Origin of the sequence: Erysipelatoclostridium sp. An173, assembly GCF_963931465.1 — a bacterium.
GTDB classification, from domain to species: domain Bacteria; phylum Bacillota_I; class Bacilli_A; order Erysipelotrichales; family Coprobacillaceae; genus Thomasclavelia; species Thomasclavelia merdavium.
Map to the genome: position 1 here is coordinate 1 of NZ_OZ007017.1, position 23,749 is coordinate 23,749.

Below are 23,749 nucleotides of genomic sequence, written 5' to 3' on the forward strand. Positions count from 1 at the left end.
AATCGATGCATCAATTGAAAAAAGTGGATTAGAATATATTGATTTATATTTATTACATCAAGCATTAGGTGATTATTTTTCTGCATGGCGTGCTTTTGAAGATGCCTATCGAGAAGGAAAATTAAAAGCTATTGGAGTATCAAATTTTTATCCTAATATTTTAACTAACTTTTGTGAAACTGTCGATATTAAACCAATGGTAAATCAGGTTGAATTACATCCATATTTCACTCAAGAACAAGCTTTAGAAACTATGAAATATTATGATGTTATTCCTGAAGCCTGGGCACCACTTGGTGGTGGACGTTATAATCCATTTGAAGATAAAATGCTTATAGAAATCGCTGAAAAGTATAATAAGTCAGTTGGACAGGTTTTATTACGCTGGAACATTCAAAGAGGAGTTGTAGTAATTCCTAAATCAACACATTTAGAAAGAATTAAAGAAAATATCGATGTTTTTGATTTTCAATTAAATGAAGATGAAATGAAAAAAATATCTTCATTAGATATGGGTTATAGTGGTTCTCGTGCTAAACATTTTGAACCAGATTTCGTCAGAATGTGTTTATCTAGAAAAATTCATGATTAAAAATATTTTAAAAAGCTGATTTTATATATTTAAAATCGGCTTTTTAATTCTAAGACAAAGATTTCCTTTTCTAGACATTTATATTAATATAACTTATACTTTTGATAGTGTTTTTTATTATTAAAACTATGCAAAAAATTTTATATATTGGGAAAGGAGATAATATAAAATGAATGAATTACTAATACTAATTGGAATCATAATAATTTTAATTTTAATAATTATTATGTTTTATCAATTAACAAAAACAAATAAAAAAATGCAACAGCAACAATTAATGCTAATGCAAAAAGATGATACAATCAGTCAAATTACTACAATTCTTAATTCTCAAAACGAAACAATAAAGCTTTTAAATCAACAAAATCAAAAAAGCTTAGGAAATGATGAACGTTTTGGGGAACGATTAAAAAATATGAATGATAGCGTTCAAAGTTTATTAAAAGAATCTTCACTTTCTTTTCAAAAAGTAGCTGATATAGCTAACCGAATTAATGATATTAATGACATTATGATAAATAAAAAATCCCGTGGTAATTGGGGTGAATATCAGTTAAACAATCTATTAAGCGTTTATGCAGGTGACAATCAGGAAATATTTGAAACACAATATAAACTTAAAAATGGTTATATTGGTGATGTTGCTTTACATTTACCAGGTACAGATAAAATAATGATTATTGATTCTAAGTTTCCATTAGAAAATTATCAAAAGTTTATTGATGAAGATACTTTAGAAAGAGAACGCTTAAAATATGAAGCAGCATTTAGACAAGATATAAAAAAACATATCAATGATATTTCTAAAAAATATATCAGCAGTCAAACTGTTGAAAATGCAGTAATGTTTATTCCTAGTGAAGCTATTTATATGTATATATGTGGAAATTGTGCAAATTTAATTCAATATGCTCATAGTAAACATGTTTTAATTACTTGTCCGACAACATTAATAGGAGTAGTTTTTACATTGATTAATATTACTAAAGATTTTAATCGTAGCAAGCATATTAAAACTTTGGAAAAAGATATTGTGGCAATGTATGAAGATGTTACTAGATTGACAGAGCGTTTAGATAGTGTTGACCAAGCAATTATTAGAGCACAAAAATTATTTAAAGATGTTCGGATTTCTGCAGAAAAAATAGGTAAAAGAATTATAAAAATTCATGATGGATATGAACCTGAAACAATAGATGATAGTAATCAATAATTATAAATAAAACGTTTTAAGCCAGCGCAAGTATTAACTAACGCTGGCATTTTTAATCCAAAGATTTTTTGTACTCATTGCCCCATTGTTCCATTACAGCAATAACTGGACGCATTGATTCACCTAGTTCACTTAAACTATACTCAACTCTAGGAGGTACTTCAGGGTAAGCTGTTCTAATGACAATACCATCATTAACCATTGATTTTAAAGTTGTTGTTAGTACTTTTTGTGAAATATCAGGTAAAGATTTTCGTAGTTCATTATAACGCTTTTTACCAGTTAATAGGTCGCGTAAAATAAGTAATTTCCATTTACTGCCGATCAATTGTACAGTAGTTGCTACTGGACATTCAGGCATATTTTCTTTTTTTAACATTGTTATTCTCCTACACACTAAATAATACTATAACTCTCTAAAAGGATGTTAGCATCAAAATAATCTATATATATTATAATTGCTCTATAGATTTGATACAAGAATTATAAATTAAAACATAATAATCCCATTTCTTACCAAAAAGTGCCTACTTGTTAAAGAAGAAAAACTAAGTAAAATAATAATTGAAAATAAACATAAGAAAAGGGTGTAAGTGTGAAAAATATAAATTTAGATATGAATAATTTTGAACCGGTAAATACTAAAATAGAAAATATAAATATTGATAATGAACAAGTATTAAAAGTAGTTAAAGCTAAAAAGATTATGGAATTTGATGAAAATACTTATGCTAAACTGATAGATTCATCATTTCATAATGGAGTTATTGAAGTAAAGATGTTAAGCCGTCTTTTAAAAGATGCTCCTGATTTTGCACGAGGATTTATTGGAATTGCTTATAGAATTAATGAAGATGATTCTGCTTTTGAATCATTCTATCTTAGACCAACTAATGGTCGAATTGATGATCCAGTGAGAAAAAATCGCGGGTGTCAGTATTTTTCATATCCTAAATATACATTTGCTTATTTTAGAGATAAAAATATTACTGATTATGAAGGACCAGCTGATATTGGATTGGATGAATGGATCAGTTTAAAAGCGGTTATTGAAAATGAGCAGGCTAAATTTTATCTAAATGATAACAAGGAACCAGTTTTAGTTGTTGATAATATGAAACATGGGGTTGGAAAACATGGAGCAATTGGATTCTTTGTTGATGTTGGAACCGAAGCATATTTTATGGATTTAAAAATAACATGTAGTGATTAAATGGGTATTATTAATTATTTAAAAAATGTACGATTATCGTACATTTTTTAAATAAAGAGCTATTATGAGCATTTTGTTGCTTATAATAGTTTTTATAAAGTTTTTTCCATCATTATTTTCAATGGTGTTAAACCACATTTTTCATAAAATTTCATTGCAGATTCATTTAAACACCAAACATTCAAGGTAATATGATAACAATCATGTTCTTTAGCAAAGCTAACAACGTGTTCATATAGTTTAGTGCCAATATGTTGACCACGACAATTTTCATCAACACATAAATCATCAATGTATAAAGTTATTTTGTTACCATAATTGTTTTGAAAGATACAAAAAGCATATCCTAAAACTTTTTGCTTTTCATCGGTATAAACAAAAATAGGGCGACTATCATCATTGATGATTGCTAAAAGCTGCTCATCATTATATTTTTTACCCCCATGTTTAAATAAATCTGGTCTTCCATCAGCGTGAACATTATTCACTTGATACAAAAGATTATTAATTCCATTAATATCATTTTCTTGAGCTCTTCTTATCATAATCACACCTCACTTGAATTTATTATATAAAAAGACTAACATATTTACAAATCTTAATAAAAATATTAGTCAGTGATTCTATATTATTACTGTAATTTAAAAAGGATTTAATAATGATGAGATACAGCTTTAATTTTAATAATCAATCTAGTTGCTTATCTATTAATCAGTAGAATCGATGATATCTATTGAATTAAATAGACATATAGTTAGAAATTTTAATGGAGCAAATATTCTAGGATAAGTTTATGGTTTACAATTTTGTCTATTATTTGATAATGATGGTATAATTATACTAAGGAGGAATTATTATGGCCTTATTTGATAATTTAAGTAAGAAAGCAGTAAAGTTAACAGAAAAAACAATTGAGAAATCATCAGAATTGGCTGATACTGCTAAAACTAAGGTAAGTATAAAAAGTGCTGAAGCTGATATGGATGAACAATTCATTAAATTAGGAAAGATTTATTATAATATTATGTTAAAAGATAATGTCATTGATGAAGAAACTGCTGAAATTATTAAAGAAATTGAAAGATTACAAGAAAAAATTGATAATTTAAAACAAAATTTAAAAAATGATGAATAAGAACACTAATTTATAGTGTTCTTATTTTATGTTCCAGCAATGATTTAGTGGACCACTGCCATGACCTAAATCTAAGTTATCTTTTAAAGCTCCAGTTAAATAAGCTTTTGCTTGTGTAACACTATCTTCAACACAATAGCCTAATGCTAAGTTTGATGCAATAGCAGAAGAAAGAGTACATCCTGTACCATGAGTATTAGGATTATCAATTTTATCTTCTTTTAACCATACTATATTTCCTTGGAAATAAAGCAAATCATCAGCACGATTTTCAAAATGACCACCTTTGATTAAAATATGTCCTGAATACCACTCAGATATTTTCTTAGCAGCCTTTACCATATCATCTTTACTATTTATTTGAATATCAGTAAGTACTGTTGCTTCAGGAATATTTGGTGTAATGATCGTTGCAAGTGGAATAAGTTTTTCTTTTAAAATTTTTAATGCATTATCGGCAAGTAAACGTGAACCACTAGTTGCTACCATTACTGGATCAACCACTATTTTTAAATCAGGATGTTCACTTAATTTTTTTACTATCATTGCAATTAATTCAGGATTAGAAACCATCCCAATTTTAACAGCATCAGGATAAATATCATCAAAGATGCTATCCAATTGTTCACCTAGAAATTCTGGTGTAACATCCATAATATCGCTAACCCCCATAGTGTTTTGAGCAGTTAAAGCAGTAATTACACTCATTCCATAAACTTTATGAGCCATCATTGTTTTTAAATCAGCTTGGATCCCGGCGCCACCAGAGCAATCAGAACCGGCAATAGTTAAAACTTTTTTCATTTTAATCCCCCATTTCAGATATATTTTTAAAATATTTATCACTTATAGTACAAATTTGAGCCCATTTATCTTGATTACTTGTATCATAAATAGCCCAGACAGTAAATCCTGCTTGCTTTGCTGATACAATTGCATGAAAGGCATCCTCAATTACAACACATTCATTTATTTTTAATTTTAACTGTTTAGCTGCAAACTGGTATATTTCACCATTTTGTTTATCTAAATCAGTTTGTTCAGTAGTAATAATTTTTGTAAATAATTTTGATAAAGAATATTTATCTAAAATTGTATTTGTAATTTCTAAGGTATTAGCAGTTAGCAAGCATAATTTCTTTTGTTCTTTTACACATTTAATTAAAAAATCTTTAGCACCAGGTTTTAATGTGGTTTCAGTTAAATAACGTTTTTTAAGCAATGTATTTATTTCCTGGTAGATTTGTTGATAAGATTCATTTAAAGAATATTCTTTGCTTATATATTTGATAGCTTGATTAATTGATAATGGTGCTAAAATTTTATCTAAATCATTTTTTGGAATAATATTTTTAGAAAGTAAATAACGACTACCTATATTATTCCAAATAAACATTGAATCAAGTAAAGTACCATCTAAATCAATTATATAACCTTTAATCATAAATAACCTGAGCTCGCTTTTTTAAATTTGAAGCGGCTTCACTAATATTAGTAGCTGCCATAATGGCTGATACAACAGCAATTCCTGCTAAGTTACAGTTTTTTAAAGACAAACAATTATCATAATTGATACCACCAATAGCAACAACTGGGATATCAACATTTTTTGTTATTGTCTGTAGCTGTTCAATACTAAGATTAGTAGTATTATCTTTTGTAGTTGTTGAAAACATCGCTCCTGCTCCTAAGTAAGTTGCTCCCGCTTTTTTAGCAGCGATAGCTTCATCTAAATTATGGGCAGAAACTCCTAAAATTTTATCTGGACCAATTTTTTGACGAATCAAACTAGCTGGTAAATCATCTTGACCGATATGAATTCCATCACTATCAACAGCTAAAGCTACTTCTAAGTTATCATTGATTATAAAAGGAACCTTATATTTGTTACAAACTTGTTTAACTTTTTTAGCTAGTTCGATAAAAGAATCATTATCAATGTTTTTTTCACGAAGCTGCACCATGGTAACACCACCTAAAATTGCTTTTTCTACATCATCTTCTAGGTTTCGATTAGCTAGCCAGTGTCTATCGGTAACTAAATATAAGTTTAGTTGTTCTTTAATAAAGTTCAATTTTTACACCTGCCTTTAATTTTGGAAAAGTAATTGTACTTAAAGCATCGATTAAATAAACTTTAAAGCTGCCAGTACCTAAGTCTTGATTACGAATTTTTTGATCAGCAATTTCTCCACAATACCCCATTAAAGCAGTAGTGTAGGCTGTAGTTTCTAAAATGTCACTTTGACCTACCGCTACAAAAGCACCTAAGATAGCTGAAAGCATGCAGCCAGTACCGCTTATTTTAGCCATAGTTGAACAGCCATTTTTAATCACAAATGCTTTATTAGCATTAGCAACAATATCAATTTCTCCAGTAATTGCAATAATAGCGCCAGTTTCCTGACTAAACTTTTTAGCAAAACTAATAGTTTCATCTAGATTTGAATTAGTGACTAAGTCATTAATATTAGCATCAATGGCACTGCTAGCGGTAAAGTTTTTAGCTAAAGTTTTGATTTCTGAAATATTACCACGAATAACTGTAAAATTAATTTCACTCAATAATTTTTTAGCGGCTTCTTTTCTAAATGCACTAGCACCTACCCCAACAGGATCAAAAATAATAGGATGATTAAGATGATTAGCCATTTTTCCTGCTTTAACCATCGCGATTATTTTATTTTCATTAAGGGTACCAAGGTTGATAACTAATGAATTACTAATAGTTGTAATTTCCACAACTTCATTAGGATCATCAGCCATTATTGGACTGCCACCAGTTGCTAAAATCGCATTAGCACAGTCGTTAACAGTGACATAATTAGTAATACAATGAACAATGGGATTACGAAACTTTACTTCCTTCATTACATTCTCATACATTTTTTTACTCACTTTCAAATTAATATATTGGTTGTTTATATCATAGCATTTTATTGTTAGTTAGACAATTAAGTGATTATTACTATATTTTTTGTTAATAATCAAAAAGTATAGTTGCTTATAATTAAATTTTCTAGTATAATCTATTGGGTTGGCAAAAAACCTAGAATGGAGCGATTATAAATGAAAGATAGTTATGATGTCATAGTTGTTGGGGCTGGACCGGCAGGAATTATGGCTTGTTATGAATTATATTTAAAGCAGCCCGATTTAAGTGTGTTATTAGTTGATAAAGGACGCGATGTAATGGATAGACGTTGTCCGATTAAAGAAAAAAAGATCAAAGCGTGTCCAATAATTAAAGATAATGAACCAGGATGCTTACCAGCTTGTTCAATTACATCTGGTTTTGGTGGTGCTGGAGCTTATTCAGATGGAAAATTTAATATTACAAGTGAATTTGGTGGCTGGCTAACTGACTACCTTTCAACAGATGAAGTTGAAGATATTATTCATTATGTTGATGATTTATATTTACGCCATGGAGCTACTGAGGAAATTACTGATCCAACTACTGATAAAGTAAAAGAAATCGAACATCGTGGATATGCAGTAGGATTAAAATTATTGCGTGCTAAAGTTCGTCATTTAGGAACAGAAGAAAATTTAAGAATCATGACAGAAATGTCTAATGAGTTAAAGAAACATATCGATATGGCTTTTGCTACTGCAGTTAAAGAAGTGATTGTGGAAAATAATCAGGCTTCAGGAGTCATATTAGAAAATGGTCAAGAAATTAAAGCTAAGAAGATTGTTTTAGCACCTGGACGTGATGGTTCTGCCTGGTTAACAAAAGTTTTAAAACAACATGGAATCGAATTATACAATAACCAGGTTGATATTGGAGTTCGTGTTGAAACTAGTAATATAGTTATGAATGAAATTAATGAAAATTTATATGAAGGTAAATTTGTTTATAATGCTAGTGTGGGAACTCGAGTAAGAACATTCTGTTCAAACCCATCTGGTCATGTTGTTATTGAAAACCATAGTGGAACAATGTTAGCTAATGGACATGCTTATCATGATCCAAAATTAGGTAGCAAAAATACAAACTTTGCATTATTAGTTTCTCATACATTTAGTGAACCATTTAATGAACCAAATGAATTTGCTCATGAAGTAAGTCGTTTAGCTAATAAGTTATCTAATGGTTCTGTAATTGTTCAAAGATATGGTGATATTAAAAGAGGACGTCGTACTACTGAAAAACGTTTAAAAGAAGGTTATACAGTACCTACACTTGCTGAGGCTGTACCTGGAGATTTAGGATTAGTACTTCCTTATAATACTATGAAGTCAATTATTGAAATGATTGAAGCATTAGATAATGTTACTCCAGGAATTGCTAATGAGCATACATTATTATATGGAGTAGAAGCTAAATTCTATTCTGCAAGACCTAAAGTAAGAGAAGGTTTTGAATGTGAAATTGATAATTTATATGTTGCTGGTGATGGAGCTGGTTTAACTAGAGGATTAGCTCAAGCTGGTGCTAATGGTATTATTGTAGCACGTCATATTATTGATCATATTAAATAAGTCTTACACTTTTAGTAAGACTTTTTTTGTTTTACGATATTTATTGACAAGGATAATGATATTTTCTATACTTAATTCATACTAAAATAGTATGAATAGAGGTGGGAAGATGAGTTTTGAACTGTTAAAACAGTTAAGACATAACTTTAGAAATGGACGAATGTGTTGTTTTGTATAAATCTAAAAGAAAAGTAAAAAAGGGGATATAATAATGAATAAAAAAGAATTAAGATTTGAAACAAAACAATTACATATTGGACAAGAAACACCTGACATTGCAACAGGTGCACGTGCTGTTCCAATTTATCAAACAACGTCATATGTTTTTAAAGATTGTAAACAGGCTGAAGAGCGCTTTAGTTTAAGTGATGCTGGTAATATTTATGGTCGCTTAACTAACAGTACTCAAGAGGTACTAGAAAATCGAATCGCTGCTTTAGAAGGAGGGGTTGGTGCATTAGCGGTAGCTTCTGGTGCTGCTGCAATAACTTATGCTCTAATATCTTTAACTCAGGCAGGTGATCATATAGTTGCCGCTAAACAAATCTATGGGGGCTCATATAATTTATTAGCACACACTTTAGTTAGTTATGGAATTACTACGACATTTGTTGATGGCGACGATCCAGAAAATTTTAAAAAAGCTTTAAAAGAAAATACCAAAGCAATTTTTATAGAAACCTTAGGTAATCCTAATTCTAGTTTGATCGATATTGAAGCCGTAGCTAAAATAGCTCATGATTTTAAAATACCATTAATTGTTGATAATACATTTGCATCACCATATTTATTTAGACCAATTGAACATGGATGTGATATTGTAGTTCATTCAGCAACTAAATTTATTGGTGGTCATGGTACGACCTTAGGTGGAATAATAGTTGATTCAGGTAATTTTGATTGGCGAGCTTCTGGTAAATTTCCACAATTAACAAAACCAGATGCTAGTTATCATAATGTAGTTTTTGATGAGGTTGCTGGCAATAAAGCCTATATTACAAGAATAAGAGCTATTTATCTACGTGATACTGGTGCTGCTATTTCCCCATTTAATGCATTTTTGTTATTACAGGGAGTAGAAACACTATCACTAAGAGTAGAGCGACATGTTGAAAATGCTTTAAAAATTGTAGATTATTTAAATAATCATCCATTAGTTGAAAAAGTAAATCATCCATCATTAAAAGATAGTTCATACAATCATTTATATAAGCGTTATTTTAAAAATGGTGCTGGTTCTATCTTTACTTTTGAAATTAAAGGTGGTGCTTTAGAAGCTAAGAAGTTTATTGATTCTTTAGAAATCTTTTCTTTACTAGCCAATGTCGCAGATGTAAAATCGCTAGTTATTCATCCTGCTAGTACAACTCATTCACAAATGAATGAACAAGAATTGTTGAATTCTGGAATTAAACCAAATACGATTAGATTATCAATTGGAACAGAACACATTTGTGATTTAATAGAAGATCTTGATAATGCTTTTAAACAAATTTAAATAATGAGTATAAAAAATTTATGTATGGTTATACTACTAATGTAGTTGCCAAAACCTTAAATTTCTATTGACTAAAAGCCACTATAAGTGGCTTTTATGTTACAATTAAATAGAAGGTGATTATATGGGCGAACTTAGAAAAATACCTTATGTTGGTAAAGCAACTGAAGCATCATTAAATTTAATTGGATATAACACAATTGAATCATTAAAAGGTGCTGATCCTGAAAAGATGTATCAAAAAGAATGTGAGTTACGGGATTTAGAAGTAGATCGTTGTCAGCTATATATGTATCGAATGGTTGTTTATTATGCTAATACCAAAAATCCTGATCCAGATAAATTAAAGTGGTGGTATTGGAAAGATTGATATTGACAAGCAAGATTAGATAAGTTAAGATTACAACGTATAAATAAAGGCGATGAATAGAGGAGTAATTGTATTTTGAAATTATAGAGAGTCTCGGCTGGTGGAAAGAGATAATGAATGGTACAATGAATAAAGACTAGGAGCCGTATCTAGGATACTTAAATTGATTAGATAACGTGAGCCACGTTACAGGCAAGACTATTATTAGATAGTTGATGAGGTTAATAAGGTGACTTATTAACGAATTAGGGTGGTACCACGATAGCTTTCGTCCCTTGCGGATGGAAGCTTTTTATATTTTAGGAGGAGAAAATGGAAGAAAGAAAGTTTAGTGAACAAGAATTAGTTCGCCGCGAAAAGTTAAAAGAATTAGTAGAAAAAGGAATTGATCCATTTGGTCAAAGATTTGATGTAACAGCTTATTCAAAAGAAATTAAAGAAACATATGGTGATAAAACTCATGAAGAATTAGAAGAGTTAGCTATTGAAGTTAGCGTTGCTGGAAGAATTATGACTAAACGTCGTAAAGGTAAAGTATGTTTCATGCATATTCAAGATCGTGATGGACAAATCCAATTATATATCCGTAAGGATACTGTTGGTGAAGATGTATATGAAATCATCAAAAAAGGTGATATTGGAGACATTGTAGGTGTAAAAGGAACTGTATTCATGACTAATACAGGTGAATGTTCAATTAAAGTATCTAGCTATACTCACTTAACAAAAGCTTTACGCCCATTACCAGAAAAATATCATGGTTTAACTGATGTTGAAGAACGTTATCGTCGTCGCTATGTTGATTTAATTATGAATGAAGATGCTCGTAAAATCGCATTTACAAGACCTAAAATTATTCGTTCAATTCAACATTATTTAGATAGTAAAGGATATGTAGAAGTAGAAACACCAGTATTAAATCCTATTTTAGGTGGTGCAGCTGCTCGTCCATTTATCACTCATCACAATACATTAGATATGAACTATTATTTACGTATTGCTACTGAATTATCTTTAAAAAGATTAATTGTTGGTGGTATGGATGCTGTTTATGAAATTGGACGTTTATTTAGAAATGAAGGAATGGATAGAACACATAATCCAGAATTTACAACAATTGAAGTTTATAAAGCTTTCAGTGACTTAGAAGGAATGATGGATTTAACTGAAGGAATCATTTCTAATGCAGCTAATGAAGTTTGTGGTACATATGATATTGAATATAAAGGACATAAAATTTCTTTAGCTCCTGGATTTAAACGTATTTCTATGACAGAAGCAATAAAAGAAAAAACAGGAATTGATTTTGCAGGAGATATGACTTTTGAACAAGCTAAAGAATTAGCTAAAGAACATGGTATTGAAGTAGAACCACATTATGAATATGGTCATATCATTAATGAATTCTTTGAAAAATATGTAGAAGAAACAATTGTTGATCCAACATTTGTTTATGGACATCCAGTAGAAATTTCACCATTAGCAAGAAAAAATCCTGAAGATCCACGTTTTACACAACGTTTTGAATTATTTATCTGTGGTAATGAATATGCAAATGCTTTTAATGAATTAAATGACCCAGATGATCAATATGAAAGATTTGCAAATCAGTTAAAAGAAAAAGAACTTGGAAATGACGAAGCTAATGAAATGGATTTAGATTATGTAGAAGCATTAGAATACGGATTACCACCAACAGGTGGAATGGGTATGGGTATTGATAGACTTGTGATGTTATTAACTGGTCAAGAATCTATCCAAGAAGTTATCTTGTTCCCACAAATGAAACCAAGAAATAAATAGTGATAAAATCAGGATAATTTGAATTATTTTAACCCAATAAATAATAAAAATAAAAAGCATAACTTAAACAATAATCATCTCTATAAACGAAATGATATTGAGTTTATTGTTATGCTTTTTTTATTTGACTCTCATAGCGAGATTTATGATACTGGCATACAAGTGGCATACACTATATTATAATTTATCAATATATTCAATTAAGTTCTTACGACTATTTTCATAAATATGTGTATACGTACTTCGTAACATTTCTACACTATGCCCCAATCTATCAGCAATTAATAATTCAGAAATCACAGGATTTGACAATAAATAGCTTGCATGAGAATGTCTTAGTCCATGTACTGTTATTTTTTTAACTCCAGATTTTTTTACATCTGCATTAAACCATCTTCTAAGTGTAGCTATAGAGATATAGGTTTGATCCTTATATAAATAATAGTCTTCATTAAATCCATCCTGTTGAGAAACAATAATATATCGCCTTTTTAATTTTTCTACCAGTCTATCTGGTAATTGAATAGTTCTATTTGAACGTGAAGTTTTAGGTGATGTTATTTGTGATGTAATCGCACTTAATGATTTAGATATTCTTAATTTATTATTAATAAGATCGACATCTTTCCATTGTAAAGCACAGAATTCACCAATACGTAAACCAGTAAGAAACATAAATTCATAAATATCCCTTTTATATTCATCTTCAACGCTATTAATAAATTTGTGATATTCATCTATCTCCCAAAAGTTTTCTTCACTAGATTGCCTTTTTATAATCTTATTTGGATCTTTAGGTGGTTTAACTTTATGACATGGATTCTTTTGTAACCAGTCATGATCAACAGCATATGTGAATAAACCTGACAGGTGTAGTAAAATATTACGTGTAGATGATTCGCCATAAATTCTCCCATCATATCCATTTTGTGAAATAGCATTAATCCAACGTGTAATTTCTAATGTTGTAATATCATCAATATAACGATTACCAAAACTAGGTGATATAACATGTGTTTCAAATCTCTTATAAGCCTTGAGAGTAGATAATTTAATATGATTGGGAGCATCTTTATGATACTCCTCAATCAAATCATTTAATTTTATACGAGTTGGTAAAATATTATTATATTGTTTCAAAAATTCTGCTTCCGCTAATTTTGCTGCTTTTTTGCTTTTAAATCCGCTACGTTTATAATTCTTTCTTTTTCCATTTTCATCTTTCGGTAGTTTTCCATAGAATGACCATGTTCCATTACTTTCTTTTTGTTGAGCCATTATATTGCTCCTACAATAGCATTATGATAATTCTTTCTATTGATGTGATGCTGATTTCAGTTTTAAATAATTCAATTGTTCCAGTACATCATTAGTCATTGTCATAAATTATATTCTCCAGTTCTTTTAATATTATTTGATTGCTTTCTTTAACTGCCTGCTTATCTGTTTTCTTATAATAAAGTTCATGTTCTTCTTTTATATTAAATTTATTATTAGTAATAGGATGTTTTTCAATAATTTTTCCGTTATAATATATAAGAAGTTCTTTGTTTTGGACCACTAGTCCGACACGTTTTCCAATATATTCTTGTGGTAGGGAATATTTATTGTATTTATACTGGAATAGTGATTCATTTGTAACATAGACTTCATTTAATTTAAGGTGATACCTGCTTCTGATTTCTTTGCTGGGTAACGGAAGCAGATCACCTTTTTCTTTTTCTAAAAGAAAATTTCTAGGAAGCCTTGTTGCCTGTGAGGAACGTTCATTATCCTCGTTATTGATTATTTCCAGTTTGTCATGTATATCAGATAATCCGCTATAATAACCGTTATAATTTTTAAGCTGATCCACTATTTTATTTTGTGTCTCAGTTTTTCCTTTGGTTTGAGGTCTATATGGCATACATGGCATAGGTGTTATTCCATAATCTTTACAGAATTCTTCAAATTTACTGTTTAATAAAGCTTTATCATCAGCTGATTTACGAGGCTTTTCTACAAATGCTTTAAGATTGTCAATGACCAGTTCTTTAGGAACACCACCGATTTCTTCAAATGCCTGGGCTAAAAATATTAACAGGTTATCAGTTGTAGGTTTTAATATTACCTGCCTGTAATTATATCTTGACCATGATAAAGTCAGAGTAGGAATATATACTACTGTCTGCGTGCCATTTTTATCTGTAAGTTTAACTTTTTCTTTCATATCGAACTGAGCCTGTTGACCAGGATTGGTTTCAAAACGTTCGATAAAAGAATCGGTTCTGTTATTTTTAAATTTACTATTGAGCTCTTCGTTACCCTTAATGTATCTGAAAAATGTCGAACGTGTACAGGTGATACCATGTTCACGTTTCATAAAATAATAAATATGATCGATATAATCAAAATTTCTCTGTTCATCACACAAATATTTGTATATAAGATCTTTATAATCATCTAAATATCTTTTTCTGTTTCTTGTTTTTTTAGGTGCGATACCGTTTAGCCTTCTGCTTAGTGTTTTTCGGCTACAGTTTAATTCTCTTGCAAGTTTAGAAACATTCAATTTAATTTCTCCTTCCTTATAGGCACTGCTTAACATTAAAGCCTGATCCAAATTATTTATTTTAATGACTGCTGTATTCAATATAATTCACTCCTTTACAGGAAAGAATTATATCAAAAAAGATTACCCTGATTAATGCAAAGTGTAACCACTTATCTGCAACAATTTGGGTAATCTTATTTTAACTTTTATAATAGAAAAAAAGTTTTATAACAATGTTAAAAAGAGAAGTTGATTATTCTAGAAAATTTGAAGAAATATTGAAAAATAGTCGAAATGGGGGATAGTGATTTATTCGAGAAGAAAACTACAAATAACTAGATTTGATTATTAAATATTGATATTAATAAATGATCTTTACTATTGTTTAAATTTAGTATTGGTATATGTAATAAAAAAATTTACTTTAATTATTAAAAAAAATTATATGTATGAAGTGGGAAAGATGTTCTACAAAATCAATATTTTCTATTTCAAGATTAGCAAGTTTCATTGCTTTTACATAGTTCTTATTATAGGCAACACGATCATATAGATACACACAATGATATAATATTGTTAGGTATAAATCGTAAATTTGTATTCTGTTTTTTTGTAATACTCTTTCTAATATATTAAATAAACTGGTCATTTGTTTGTGTGATTTTAATTTGAATTCAGCAAGTTTTTCAACAGTCACATTTGTTTCGATTATAGCGTTTAATATTTGATGATACTTAATAAAGTCTAAATGTTGATATATTGTTTGACTTATTACTTTTGATAATGAATCAGGATTTATTTTATCACGACTTAAATTATTTACAATATCTTGCAACATTATACCTTGCTTTTGCAAATATATCATCAAAAAAATTTCTTCTTTTGAAGTCACATATTTATAGAGTCCACCTCTTGCAAGATTCATTTCTTTGGCAATCATTGTTAGCGTTATTTCATGGTAAGTTTTTTCATAAAATAATTTATCTGTAGTATCCATGATTTGTTGTATTCGTATATTTTTATTCTCTTGACTTTTTGCTCTAATAAAGTTTTTTTTCATTATCATCACTCTTTCTTTTAGATTATAGCAAACAAATAAAAAAAATTCAATTGACAAGAGACACGATATCACTTATTATGTTTTATATAAGAGACGATATGTCCCTTATAGAAGGGAGAGATATTGTGAAAGATTTTGTATATCAAATGCCTGTAAAGGTATATTTTGGTAAAAACAGTGTCAAGAGATATCTTAAAGACGAATTAAAGCATTATGGCAAGAATATAATGCTCGCTTATGGTCAAGAATCAATCAAAAGAAATGGTATCTATGACGAAGTTATCGAGGTCTTGGGGGAATGCGGAAAGAATATTATTGATTTTCCAGGAATATCAGCAAATCCTACTTATGAAAAAGTTTTGGATGGAATTAAGCTATATAAAGAAAATAATGTTGATTTAATCCTTGCTATCGGTGGAGGATCTGTCATCGATTGTTGTAAAGTCATTTGCTCAGGTACTGAAATTAATGAGGATATTTGGGAAGCTCAATTAGAAAAAGGAGTAATTCCAGAAAATATGGGAAATTTTGCTGTCATTTTAACTTTATCCGGAGCAGGAGCGGAGATGGATTGTTTGGGAGCAGTAACATATGAAAAAAGACATGAGAAGAAAACGTTAACTGGTCCGTATGCTAAATTTGTAATCGAAGATCCAAATTATATTATGACAGTTCCTCTTAAAGTATTTATGCCTGGAGTATTTGACAGTTTGACACATTGTATGGAAACTTATTTTGGAAAAACCACTAATGTATCAGACTTATTGAATGAAGGTTTAATGAAAGATATTATTTACAATATGAGAGAATTGATTCATGGAAATGATAGCTTAGAAGTTCGATCTAATTTAATGTGGGATTCATCATTGGTACAAACATTTTTGTTTAATGTTGGTAAGCCTGGTGACTTTCAAGCACATAAAATTGAAAATGCATTAGGAGCTTATTCTCATGGTACACATGGACAACAACTTGCAGTTATTCAACCGGCGTACTATAGAGCCGTTTATAAGGGAGATATATCTAAGTTTGCTAGATTTTCACGTGTTATTATGGAAATTCATGATAAAGATTCAGAAGAAAATATAGCATTAAAAGGAATAGAGGCATTAGAGAAATTAATCAAGGAGGCTCAACTGTCAACTACATTTACAGAATTAGGATATGAGCTAACGGAAGATATAGCAAGAACTGTGTCTCAGACATGTGAGATTTCTAATACAGGTCCTAGAGAATTAACAAGAGAAGAGATATATGAATTATTACTGCGTTGCAAATAGCGATATTGTATTGGTTTGATTAGAAAGAAAGGAAGGCATTATTATGGTCAAACATCTATATTTAATGAGACATGGAGAAACGTTATTTAATGTAAGAAGAAAAATTCAAGGATGGTGTGATTCTCCATTAACGGAAAACGGAGTAAAACAAGCAAAGGCAGTTCGAGAAATTTTAAAAGATATTCAATTTGATCATTATTATAGTTCTACAGCTGAGAGGTGTTGTGATACGCTAGAAATAGTTACTGATCATAAGGTTGAATATAAACGATTAAAACAGCTAAAAGAAAGAAATTTTGGTATTTTTGAGGGTGAAAGTGAAGATTTAAATCCTAAAATAGATTGGTCATTTGATTATGATGATTTATTCCCACATTATGGTGGAGAGTATTTTCAAGATGTAGTTGATAGGGTGGCAGGTATCTTAAAAGAAATTATGGATAAGATGGATCATCAATGTGTACTTGCTGTTTCGCATGGAGGAGCGTGTTATTCTTTTTTAAGTAGTGTAACGGATCCTAGTGTTGTAAATAATCAAGGTGGATTAACTAATTGTTGTATTTTGCATTTTGAATATGAAAATGATACATTTAGATATATTGACAGTATAAGACCAGACTTTGAAAGTTGCAAATAGATTTCTATCGTGTTTACTTATCATTAGAGTAAATGTGTACTTTTATTATCTTTATTAAAAACGTACTAATTATTAAAATAAACACATAACATGAATATAAAGTAGTGGCATACATTCTGGCATACAAGATAAGATAACTATATATAAAATCTACAAGCTATATATTTTTTTAGTCGTTTACTAATACAAAATAACATGTAAAAATATATATAAAAATTATGTATGAATTGAAATGGATTTAGATTACGTAGAAGCATTAGAATACGGATTACCACCAACTGGTGGAATGGGTATGGGTATTGATCGTTTAGTTATGTTATTAACTGGTCAAGAAAGTATCCAAGAAGTTATCTTATTCCCTCAAATGAAACCAAGAGGAAAATAATCGATAAATTAAAAAGTATAAAATAGCTAAAAATTGGCATACTTGAAATTAGGCGGTTATATGTTATAATCTGCTTGTAAATCGAAAAGTATTGTATCAAATGCAAAAAGGTAAGGAGTCGCATTCCTTACCTTTTCTAGTTTTTAGAGTGAACTTAACATCAGTTTAGTTATCGTTATAAATATCTATCTAGCTATTTGCATATGTAATATATAATTACCTTTGCCATGACAGAAATAACCTGATTATAAAATACAGATGATTTGTCATTAAATTGTAGATAAATATTAATTTTAATATAATAATTTAAATATTTTTATTAGGATAGTCAGTTATATTACAATTATTTTCTATTATCATAAAATAGTAAAGATTAATATAAAATATACAATTAAAAATTGTTGTAAAAATAACATAGTTGCGTATAATATAAGTGAAAAAGGAGCTATCGTTAAGTAGTTGTTCCAAGAATAAAAGTTATTCAAAAAATATAACCGTTACAATTGATGTTGGGCGGTTATTTTCTTTTGGTAATCTTTATAATTAAAGAGATTAATGCAATATGTATCACAACAAATTAAAATAAATCTTCATATATTATCATAAGTATCTAAAGCAGTAATGATTTAATAACATTTTATATAAAAAAGAATATGAACTGTGGATAATATCAGATAACTAGTATTTCATTGCAAAAAGATAGCAATCATAGTAAGTGGATATTATAATTATAGATATAAATGATTACAGTTTGAAAGGAATAATAATATGAGATTAGGAACTACTTATATATGTGTTGAAGATATAGAAAAATCTTTGAATTTTTATAAATTACTTTTACAAAAAGAACCATTATATTGCAATGATGATAGGTGGATAGTATTTGATTGTGGTAATCAGTTAGCGCTTTATAATAAAAAATATGATAAAAAGCTTTTAAAAGAGGAACAGGATATTCATTTTAATCAAGCTTATATTGATGATTTTTTTAAAGAAGATGATTATAAAAAGAATAATGTTGTTATTTTTAATTTTGAAGCAGATGATTTAAAAAGTGAGTACCAAAGAATAAAGTCATTGAAAATAGGAAAGGTTTCTCAAATAGTGTATGTGAATATTCATATGCCGTATTATTATTTTAATGTAATCGATCCAGATGGTAATATTTTAGAAATAACAGGGAGTTATTAATATAGTAGTTAAATTTGTAAATGATATTAAAAATTAATGCCGATTAGCTAAGAAAATGCAATATTAAGAATATCTATAATGATAGCTTCGAAGAAGATGTTGGAAAAGCAGAAGTAATTGAAATTTATAATTAGAGGTGTAAATATGTGGTGGATAGTATTAGTTATAATCACTTTGTTAATATTCATGTTTATAAGAGCAGTATATATAAAAAAGAAGTATTGTTTTAAATGCGAGAAGTGTAAATGTAAATGTCAGCCATCTATCTTTAATATAGTTGGTAATTTAAATAATTATGTTGGAACAATTTATTTAAAATGTCCTAATTGTAAAGATAAACAAAAAATGATATTAATAAAGAAAGAAAAATAGTTAATGATATATTAAACGAGGGGGAAAAATTGTGGCGATTTTGACAGAAAGTATAGCAATATTTAAATATTTTGAAGAAATTTCTAAAATTCCTCGAGGATCTTTTCATGAAGAAAAGATAAGCAATTATTTAGTTGAATTTGCTAAAAAGAATAAATTGAAATATTTTCAAGATGATATGAAAAATGTCATTATTTATAAAGATGGTACTAAGGGGTATGAAAATCATCCACCAGTAATGTTGCAAGGGCATATAGATATGGTTTGTGAAAAAGACTATGATTATGACCATGATTTTGATAATGATCCTTTAAAATTGTATGTTGAAGATGGTTATTTACATGCAAAAGGAACTACTTTGGGGGCTGATGATGGTTATGCTATTAGTTATATGTTAGCAATCTTAGAAAGTAAAGATATTGATCACCCACCACTTGATTGTGTTTTTACAGTTCAAGAAGAGGTAGGAATGTTAGGAGTGCGAAACATATCAGCTGATAAAATTCGTGCTAAACGAATGATTAGTATGGATACTGGAAATGAAGCGGTAACTTGTGTTTCTTCATCAGGTGGAAGAAGGGTTACTGTAACAAAAGAACTTAATCAAATTAATAATAACTGGGATACTTACAGATTAAAGATTGAAGGATTATTAGGTGGTCATTCAGGAAAATTTATTAGTAAGGAAAGAGGAAATGCGAATAAAATTGCTTTTAGAATGTTACAGCATCTGTCCAAGAAAACTAAAATACGATTAGTTAATATAACTGGTGGTCTAAAAGCTAATGCTATTGCTAGAGAGTGTGTTGTAGAATTCGCTGTTGATACTTCGTTATCAGTTGTGCAACAAATATTTGAAAATATTATGACTAAAATCCAAACAGAATTAGAGTTTAGTGATCCTGATTTGATATATTCATTAAACCAATTACCTAAAAAAGCACCAGTTTGTTTTGATGAAAAAACTAGTCAAGAAGCGATTGATTTAATTTATTTATTGCCTGATGGTTTTAAAGCTAAAAGTATGGTTATTGATGATCTTACAACGGTATCATTAAATTTAGGACAAATGGGAGTTGTTGACAATAAGATAAAATGTCACTATTTAATTCGTAGTCCTTTGACTAGTGCTCGTGAAGAGTTAACTAACGAAATCGAACTTTTGACATCATTATTAAATGCTAGTGTACAAATAGAATCGGATTATCCTGGGTGGAATTATGAAGCTAATTCATTCATGCGAGATATTTTAAAAGAAGTTATTAAAGAGCAGTTAGGTACTGAAATGATAACTCAAGCTAGTCATGGCGGGTTAGAAATTGGAATCTTAAAAGGGCTTATCCCTGAATTAGATATTATTACTATTGGACCTGAATGTTCAGGAGCCCATACACCAGAAGAAAAAATGAACCTAGCTTCTTTTTTAAAGATGTATGAAGTATTAAAAGCGATATTAAAGAAACTGTAAAAAATCTTATCAAAAAAAGATATTATTAAATAGAATTATTGCTTTTAGGAGATTAATATGTTGGAGTTAAAGCAAAAGGTGGCTATATTTAAAAAAGACCACCGATAGAATTAACCGAATCGAATAAAATGGTTTATTAGATAAAAAATTGTTTTAAAATTTATTTGTTATACTAAATAAAGTAATAAATTGTATGATGCGTATTTATTAATTTTCAAGCAGGTTTTACAATGATCTTAAAAACACTGGGTTGATACTGATTGTAAGACTAGTGAAATGGAAGTTGCTACAATAATTGAAAACTGTTTACCATCAGTTCTTGCTAAAAGCAAAACAACCACAAAAAAAGCTTTATAAATTTTATTTAGTTTTGGATAAAAGAATAATAATTTAAAAGGATAATTAATAGCATTTAAATGTTAATTATTCTTTTTTTATTAACTTTAAGATAAATACATATATACTTTTGTTGAGGGTAAATAAAAGTTAGAGGTGATAATGATGACGTATAAATCCGAAGATATAAAAAAAATGAACAGCATTGAATTATTAAAAAATTTGTATCAATTAAATAATGCAACAATGGCCGAGTTAGTTGCTCAAACATCATTTTCACAATCTTCAGTAAGAAGTATTTTAAAAAGTTTAGAAAATAAAGGAATACTAACTTTGCAAAATGTAGATCAATCTAGTGGGGGTAGATGTCCAGGACGATATACTTTTTCTAAAGAACATTTTCAAATCTTATCCGTATTTGTTGATGAAGGAACTGTAGATTTAAAATTGAAAGATATTTTAGATAATACTATTTTTCATAAACATATAGTCTGTTCACTTAATGAAGAATTAGAAAATATTATTATCACTATAACGGAAAAATATGTAGTTAATTGTATTAGTATTGCTTCAAGTGGAGTTATTCAAGATGAATGTTTTTATACAGATCATGGTGAGTATATGACAAAACATGAAATTGCTCTAAATTTAAAAAAGAGAACGACGATACCAATTATAATTTAAAATGATGTTAATAGTATGATGATGTCAATTAAGGCCAAACAATCTTGTAATAATTTAGCGTATATTTATATGAGTGAAACTGGGATTGGAAGTGCTTATTATGTTGAAGGGAATATAATCAAAGGTCATCAATCATTTTCAGGTGAGCTAGGATTATTACCATATCAAAATCAAACAATTAATGAGGTGATTGCTAGTAAACCAGCTAAAGAGGTTTTAGAGGATATGTTTGTTTTAATTTTAGTAGCTGTAGCGGTAACGATTGATCCTGAAAAGATAATTATCGCAATGAAAAAAGATAATAATCTATCACTAACTAAAATTAAAGAAGGAGTTAGTAAATCTTTAAGCAAACGCTATTTAATTAATCTTGAAAAGTCAACTAACCCGTTAGAAGATGGACTTGATGGTTTGCATTATTTAGGAATATTAAAATTATTTGATTTATATACAGACTATAATAGGGAGAAAAGAAATGGATAAATACTTTGATTTTATTATAAGAAATGAAGATGAAACAGAGGTAGTATTAAAAGGATATTCTAAAGGAAAAGCAATGAACAAGTTATTAGAATATTTTAATATCGATAAAGCTAATAGTTATGCTTTTGGAGATAGTAATAATGATGAAGAAATGTTATTAGCTGCTGGCAATAGTGTTTTGATTGGTACTGCAGCTAAGCATTTAATCGATAAAGTTACTTATGTTTCTAAAGATGCCAAACATGATGGTGTTAGTTATGCATTAGTACAATTAGGTGTTTTGACTAAAAATATTAAAGTTTAGGAGGTAAATTTATGCAAAATAGTCCTAGAATAGAAACAGAAAGATTTATATTGAGAAAGTTTAATGATAATGATATTAATGATTTACATGAAATATTAAAAGATGAAGTAGTAAATACATATTTACCATGGTTTGTCAGTAAAACAGCAGATGATACTAAAAGATTTTTAGAAGATAGAGTTTATCCAGAATATCAAAAAGAGGTTTCTTATTTTTACGCTATTGAAGCTAAAGATAGTCATAAAGTAGTTGGATACGCAGATGTTACTGATATTGATTTAGAAGAAAAATGTGGTGATTTAGGTTATGGAATTCATCGAGATTATTGGAAAAAAGGGATTGCAAGTGAAGTAAGTCTTGCAATGTTAAAACAATTAAAAGAAGATGGTTTTGCTTATATTCATGCAACTTGTGATCAAAGAAATATTGGCAGTGGTAAAGTTATGCAAAAATGTGGCATGAAATATATGTATTCATATGAAGAACAATGGCAACCTAAAGATATTTTGGTAGTATTTAGAATGTATCAGATTAATTTAGATGGTAATGAAAAAAGGGTATTTAAAAAATATTGGGATATGTATCCAAATCATTATATTGAAGAAAATATTTAATATAGATATTAAATAATATAAATAAAGAACTTGATTCTAAGGATGTAAAAGAAACAGGTTCTTTTTTTATTGCACAAATAATTTTTTAGT

General features: G+C 28.8%; 27 protein-coding genes and 1 other annotated feature. Of the genes, 18 read left to right on the forward strand and 9 right to left on the reverse strand.

Features of this window, described 5'->3' with window-relative positions:
• Both ABGT36_RS00005 and ABGT36_RS00010 read left to right on the forward strand, forming a co-directional pair.
• On the forward strand, window positions 1–592 hold a 592-nt coding region (locus ABGT36_RS00005; RefSeq protein ID WP_346676339.1), incomplete at its 5' end, for an aldo/keto reductase.
• A gap of 169 nt (window positions 593–761) precedes the next feature.
• Window positions 762–1,805, forward strand: a complete 1,044-nt coding sequence (locus ABGT36_RS00010; protein WP_346676341.1) for a DNA recombination protein RmuC — start codon at window positions 762–764, stop codon at window positions 1,803–1,805.
• Between the two features lie 52 nt (window positions 1,806–1,857).
• Here the strand turns inward: ABGT36_RS00010 and ABGT36_RS00015 are convergent, their stop codons facing one another.
• A complete protein-coding gene (locus tag ABGT36_RS00015) occupies window positions 1,858–2,184 on the reverse strand; it encodes a helix-turn-helix domain-containing protein (RefSeq protein ID WP_087371202.1) in 327 nt (108 codons plus the stop codon).
• Between the two features lie 216 nt (window positions 2,185–2,400).
• Between ABGT36_RS00015 and ABGT36_RS00020 the strand changes: the two genes are divergently transcribed.
• Window positions 2,401–3,018, forward strand: coding sequence for a hypothetical protein (locus ABGT36_RS00020; RefSeq protein ID WP_346676344.1), 618 nt, complete (start codon window positions 2,401–2,403; stop codon window positions 3,016–3,018).
• 92 nt (window positions 3,019–3,110) lie between these two features.
• Here ABGT36_RS00020 and ABGT36_RS00025 read toward each other — a convergent pair whose 3' ends face one another.
• Window positions 3,111–3,563 (reverse strand): N-acetyltransferase, encoded by a 453-nt coding sequence (locus ABGT36_RS00025; RefSeq protein WP_300627095.1) that lies wholly within the window; start codon window positions 3,561–3,563, stop codon window positions 3,111–3,113.
• A gap of 311 nt (window positions 3,564–3,874) precedes the next feature.
• Here ABGT36_RS00025 and ABGT36_RS00030 point away from each other — a divergent pair, with 311 nt between their 5' ends.
• Window positions 3,875–4,153 (forward strand): hypothetical protein, encoded by a 279-nt coding sequence (locus ABGT36_RS00030; RefSeq protein WP_087371205.1) that lies wholly within the window; start codon window positions 3,875–3,877, stop codon window positions 4,151–4,153.
• Between the two features lie 21 nt (window positions 4,154–4,174).
• On the opposite strand, the gene thiD is transcribed toward ABGT36_RS00030, so the two are convergent.
• Genes thiD through thiM form a run of 4 tightly spaced genes read right to left on the reverse strand, consistent with a single transcriptional unit; the run spans window position 4,175 to window position 7,024 of the window.
• Window positions 4,175–4,957 carry a bifunctional hydroxymethylpyrimidine kinase/phosphomethylpyrimidine kinase gene (gene thiD, locus ABGT36_RS00035; RefSeq protein WP_300077279.1) on the reverse strand — a complete coding sequence of 261 codons (783 nt, stop codon included), beginning with the start codon at window positions 4,955–4,957 and terminating at the stop codon, window positions 4,175–4,177.
• Window position 4,958: 1 nt separating this feature from the next.
• The gene (locus ABGT36_RS00040; RefSeq protein WP_346676347.1) at window positions 4,959–5,597 is read right to left on the reverse strand and encodes an HAD family phosphatase; all 639 of its coding nucleotides are present in this window, start codon (window positions 5,595–5,597) and stop codon (window positions 4,959–4,961) included.
• Window positions 5,590–6,228 (reverse strand): thiamine phosphate synthase, encoded by a 639-nt coding sequence (gene thiE, locus ABGT36_RS00045; protein ID WP_346676349.1) that lies wholly within the window; start codon window positions 6,226–6,228, stop codon window positions 5,590–5,592. The genes ABGT36_RS00040 and thiE overlap by 8 nt, the downstream gene beginning before the upstream one ends.
• Window positions 6,215–7,024 carry a hydroxyethylthiazole kinase gene (thiM, locus tag ABGT36_RS00050; RefSeq protein WP_300077273.1) on the reverse strand — a complete coding sequence of 270 codons (810 nt, stop codon included), beginning with the start codon at window positions 7,022–7,024 and terminating at the stop codon, window positions 6,215–6,217. Before thiM ends, thiE begins: the two co-directional genes overlap by 14 nt.
• A gap of 198 nt (window positions 7,025–7,222) precedes the next feature.
• Here thiM and ABGT36_RS00055 point away from each other — a divergent pair, with 198 nt between their 5' ends.
• The 4 genes from ABGT36_RS00055 (at window position 7,223) to lysS (ending at window position 12,312) form a co-directional block, all read left to right on the forward strand.
• A complete protein-coding gene (locus ABGT36_RS00055) occupies window positions 7,223–8,641 on the forward strand; it encodes an NAD(P)/FAD-dependent oxidoreductase (protein WP_087371220.1) in 1,419 nt (472 codons plus the stop codon).
• Between the two features lie 211 nt (window positions 8,642–8,852).
• Window positions 8,853–10,139 carry an O-acetylhomoserine aminocarboxypropyltransferase/cysteine synthase family protein gene (locus ABGT36_RS00060; protein ID WP_087299671.1) on the forward strand — a complete coding sequence of 429 codons (1,287 nt, stop codon included), beginning with the start codon at window positions 8,853–8,855 and terminating at the stop codon, window positions 10,137–10,139.
• A gap of 124 nt (window positions 10,140–10,263) precedes the next feature.
• Window positions 10,264–10,509: a helix-hairpin-helix domain-containing protein gene (locus tag ABGT36_RS00065; RefSeq protein ID WP_087299669.1), complete on the forward strand. Its 246-nt coding sequence runs from the start codon at window positions 10,264–10,266 to the stop codon at window positions 10,507–10,509.
• Window positions 10,510–10,552: 43 nt separating this feature from the next.
• Window positions 10,553–10,788, forward strand: a binding site (T-box leader).
• Window positions 10,789–10,821: 33 nt separating this feature from the next.
• Window positions 10,822–12,312: a lysine--tRNA ligase gene (gene lysS, locus ABGT36_RS00070; protein ID WP_087371226.1), complete on the forward strand. Its 1,491-nt coding sequence runs from the start codon at window positions 10,822–10,824 to the stop codon at window positions 12,310–12,312.
• 177 nt (window positions 12,313–12,489) lie between these two features.
• On the opposite strand, the gene ABGT36_RS00075 is transcribed toward lysS, so the two are convergent.
• The 3 genes from ABGT36_RS00075 to ABGT36_RS00085 form a co-directional block, all read right to left on the reverse strand.
• Window positions 12,490–13,590 (reverse strand): site-specific integrase, encoded by a 1,101-nt coding sequence (locus ABGT36_RS00075; protein WP_346676351.1) that lies wholly within the window; start codon window positions 13,588–13,590, stop codon window positions 12,490–12,492.
• Window positions 13,591–13,681: 91 nt separating this feature from the next.
• Window positions 13,682–14,944, reverse strand: a complete 1,263-nt coding sequence (gene istA / locus ABGT36_RS00080; protein ID WP_346676353.1) for an IS21 family transposase — start codon at window positions 14,942–14,944, stop codon at window positions 13,682–13,684.
• A gap of 325 nt (window positions 14,945–15,269) precedes the next feature.
• Entirely contained in the window at window positions 15,270–15,905 is a 636-nt protein-coding gene (locus tag ABGT36_RS00085) for a TetR family transcriptional regulator (protein WP_158095223.1), read from the reverse strand.
• Window positions 15,906–16,030: 125 nt separating this feature from the next.
• Here ABGT36_RS00085 and ABGT36_RS00090 point away from each other — a divergent pair, with 125 nt between their 5' ends.
• The 10 genes from ABGT36_RS00090 to ABGT36_RS00135 all read left to right on the forward strand — a co-directional run bounded on the left by ABGT36_RS00090 (window position 16,031) and on the right by ABGT36_RS00135 (window position 23,659).
• Window positions 16,031–17,185, forward strand: a complete 1,155-nt coding sequence (locus tag ABGT36_RS00090) for an iron-containing alcohol dehydrogenase (RefSeq protein WP_158095833.1) — start codon at window positions 16,031–16,033, stop codon at window positions 17,183–17,185.
• 43 nt (window positions 17,186–17,228) lie between these two features.
• On the forward strand, window positions 17,229–17,822 hold the full coding sequence (locus ABGT36_RS00095) for a histidine phosphatase family protein (protein ID WP_087301984.1): 594 nt from the start codon (window positions 17,229–17,231) through the stop codon (window positions 17,820–17,822).
• Between the two features lie 232 nt (window positions 17,823–18,054).
• On the forward strand, window positions 18,055–18,207 hold the full coding sequence (locus tag ABGT36_RS00100; protein ID WP_239416538.1) for an amino acid--tRNA ligase-related protein: 153 nt from the start codon (window positions 18,055–18,057) through the stop codon (window positions 18,205–18,207).
• Window positions 18,208–18,975: 768 nt separating this feature from the next.
• Window positions 18,976–19,398 (forward strand): VOC family protein, encoded by a 423-nt coding sequence (locus ABGT36_RS00105; protein WP_346676356.1) that lies wholly within the window; start codon window positions 18,976–18,978, stop codon window positions 19,396–19,398.
• A gap of 144 nt (window positions 19,399–19,542) precedes the next feature.
• Window positions 19,543–19,770: a hypothetical protein gene (locus tag ABGT36_RS00110; RefSeq protein ID WP_346676357.1), complete on the forward strand. Its 228-nt coding sequence runs from the start codon at window positions 19,543–19,545 to the stop codon at window positions 19,768–19,770.
• Between the two features lie 31 nt (window positions 19,771–19,801).
• Complete coding sequence (gene pepD, locus ABGT36_RS00115) at window positions 19,802–21,238, forward strand: beta-Ala-His dipeptidase (protein ID WP_346676358.1); 1,437 nt, start codon at window positions 19,802–19,804, stop codon at window positions 21,236–21,238.
• Window positions 21,239–21,736: 498 nt separating this feature from the next.
• Window positions 21,737–22,258, forward strand: coding sequence for a hypothetical protein (locus ABGT36_RS00120; RefSeq protein ID WP_346676359.1), 522 nt, complete (start codon window positions 21,737–21,739; stop codon window positions 22,256–22,258).
• Window positions 22,259–22,273: 15 nt separating this feature from the next.
• A complete protein-coding gene (locus ABGT36_RS00125; RefSeq protein WP_346676360.1) occupies window positions 22,274–22,741 on the forward strand; it encodes a hypothetical protein in 468 nt (155 codons plus the stop codon).
• Complete coding sequence (locus tag ABGT36_RS00130) at window positions 22,734–23,045, forward strand: HAD hydrolase family protein (protein ID WP_346676361.1); 312 nt, start codon at window positions 22,734–22,736, stop codon at window positions 23,043–23,045. Before ABGT36_RS00125 ends, ABGT36_RS00130 begins: the two co-directional genes overlap by 8 nt.
• A gap of 11 nt (window positions 23,046–23,056) precedes the next feature.
• Complete coding sequence (locus tag ABGT36_RS00135) at window positions 23,057–23,659, forward strand: GNAT family N-acetyltransferase (RefSeq protein ID WP_300630000.1); 603 nt, start codon at window positions 23,057–23,059, stop codon at window positions 23,657–23,659.
• Window positions 23,660–23,749: the final 90 nt, after the last annotated feature.

Excerpts from the sequence above, each read along its gene's own strand:
- thiM (WP_300077273.1), bottom strand. The coding sequence starts at position 7,024 with ATGAAGGAAGTAAAGTTTCGTAATCCCATTGTTCATTGTATTACTAAT.
- ABGT36_RS00010 (WP_346676341.1), top strand. The coding sequence starts at position 762 with ATGAATGAATTACTAATACTAATTGGAATCATAATAATTTTAATTTTA.
- ABGT36_RS00030 (WP_087371205.1), top strand. The coding sequence starts at position 3,875 with ATGGCCTTATTTGATAATTTAAGTAAGAAAGCAGTAAAGTTAACAGAA.
- ABGT36_RS00100 (WP_239416538.1), top strand. The coding sequence starts at position 18,055 with ATGGATTTAGATTACGTAGAAGCATTAGAATACGGATTACCACCAACT.
- ABGT36_RS00040 (WP_346676347.1), bottom strand. The coding sequence starts at position 5,597 with ATGATTAAAGGTTATATAATTGATTTAGATGGTACTTTACTTGATTCA.
- ABGT36_RS00130 (WP_346676361.1), top strand. The coding sequence starts at position 22,734 with ATGGATAAATACTTTGATTTTATTATAAGAAATGAAGATGAAACAGAG.
- ABGT36_RS00105 (WP_346676356.1), top strand. The coding sequence starts at position 18,976 with ATGAGATTAGGAACTACTTATATATGTGTTGAAGATATAGAAAAATCT.
- ABGT36_RS00055 (WP_087371220.1), top strand. The coding sequence starts at position 7,223 with ATGAAAGATAGTTATGATGTCATAGTTGTTGGGGCTGGACCGGCAGGA.
- ABGT36_RS00025 (WP_300627095.1), bottom strand. The coding sequence starts at position 3,563 with ATGATAAGAAGAGCTCAAGAAAATGATATTAATGGAATTAATAATCTT.
- ABGT36_RS00065 (WP_087299669.1), top strand. The coding sequence starts at position 10,264 with ATGGGCGAACTTAGAAAAATACCTTATGTTGGTAAAGCAACTGAAGCA.
- ABGT36_RS00095 (WP_087301984.1), top strand. The coding sequence starts at position 17,229 with ATGGTCAAACATCTATATTTAATGAGACATGGAGAAACGTTATTTAAT.
- ABGT36_RS00110 (WP_346676357.1), top strand. The coding sequence starts at position 19,543 with ATGTGGTGGATAGTATTAGTTATAATCACTTTGTTAATATTCATGTTT.
- ABGT36_RS00085 (WP_158095223.1), bottom strand. The coding sequence starts at position 15,905 with ATGAAAAAAAACTTTATTAGAGCAAAAAGTCAAGAGAATAAAAATATA.
- ABGT36_RS00015 (WP_087371202.1), bottom strand. The coding sequence starts at position 2,184 with ATGTTAAAAAAAGAAAATATGCCTGAATGTCCAGTAGCAACTACTGTA.
- thiD (WP_300077279.1), bottom strand. The coding sequence starts at position 4,957 with ATGAAAAAAGTTTTAACTATTGCCGGTTCTGATTGCTCTGGTGGCGCC.
- ABGT36_RS00060 (WP_087299671.1), top strand. The coding sequence starts at position 8,853 with ATGAATAAAAAAGAATTAAGATTTGAAACAAAACAATTACATATTGGA.
- ABGT36_RS00075 (WP_346676351.1), bottom strand. The coding sequence starts at position 13,590 with ATGGCTCAACAAAAAGAAAGTAATGGAACATGGTCATTCTATGGAAAA.
- ABGT36_RS00120 (WP_346676359.1), top strand. The coding sequence starts at position 21,737 with ATGATGACGTATAAATCCGAAGATATAAAAAAAATGAACAGCATTGAA.
- lysS (WP_087371226.1), top strand. The coding sequence starts at position 10,822 with ATGGAAGAAAGAAAGTTTAGTGAACAAGAATTAGTTCGCCGCGAAAAG.
- ABGT36_RS00135 (WP_300630000.1), top strand. The coding sequence starts at position 23,057 with ATGCAAAATAGTCCTAGAATAGAAACAGAAAGATTTATATTGAGAAAG.
- ABGT36_RS00125 (WP_346676360.1), top strand. The coding sequence starts at position 22,274 with ATGATGATGTCAATTAAGGCCAAACAATCTTGTAATAATTTAGCGTAT.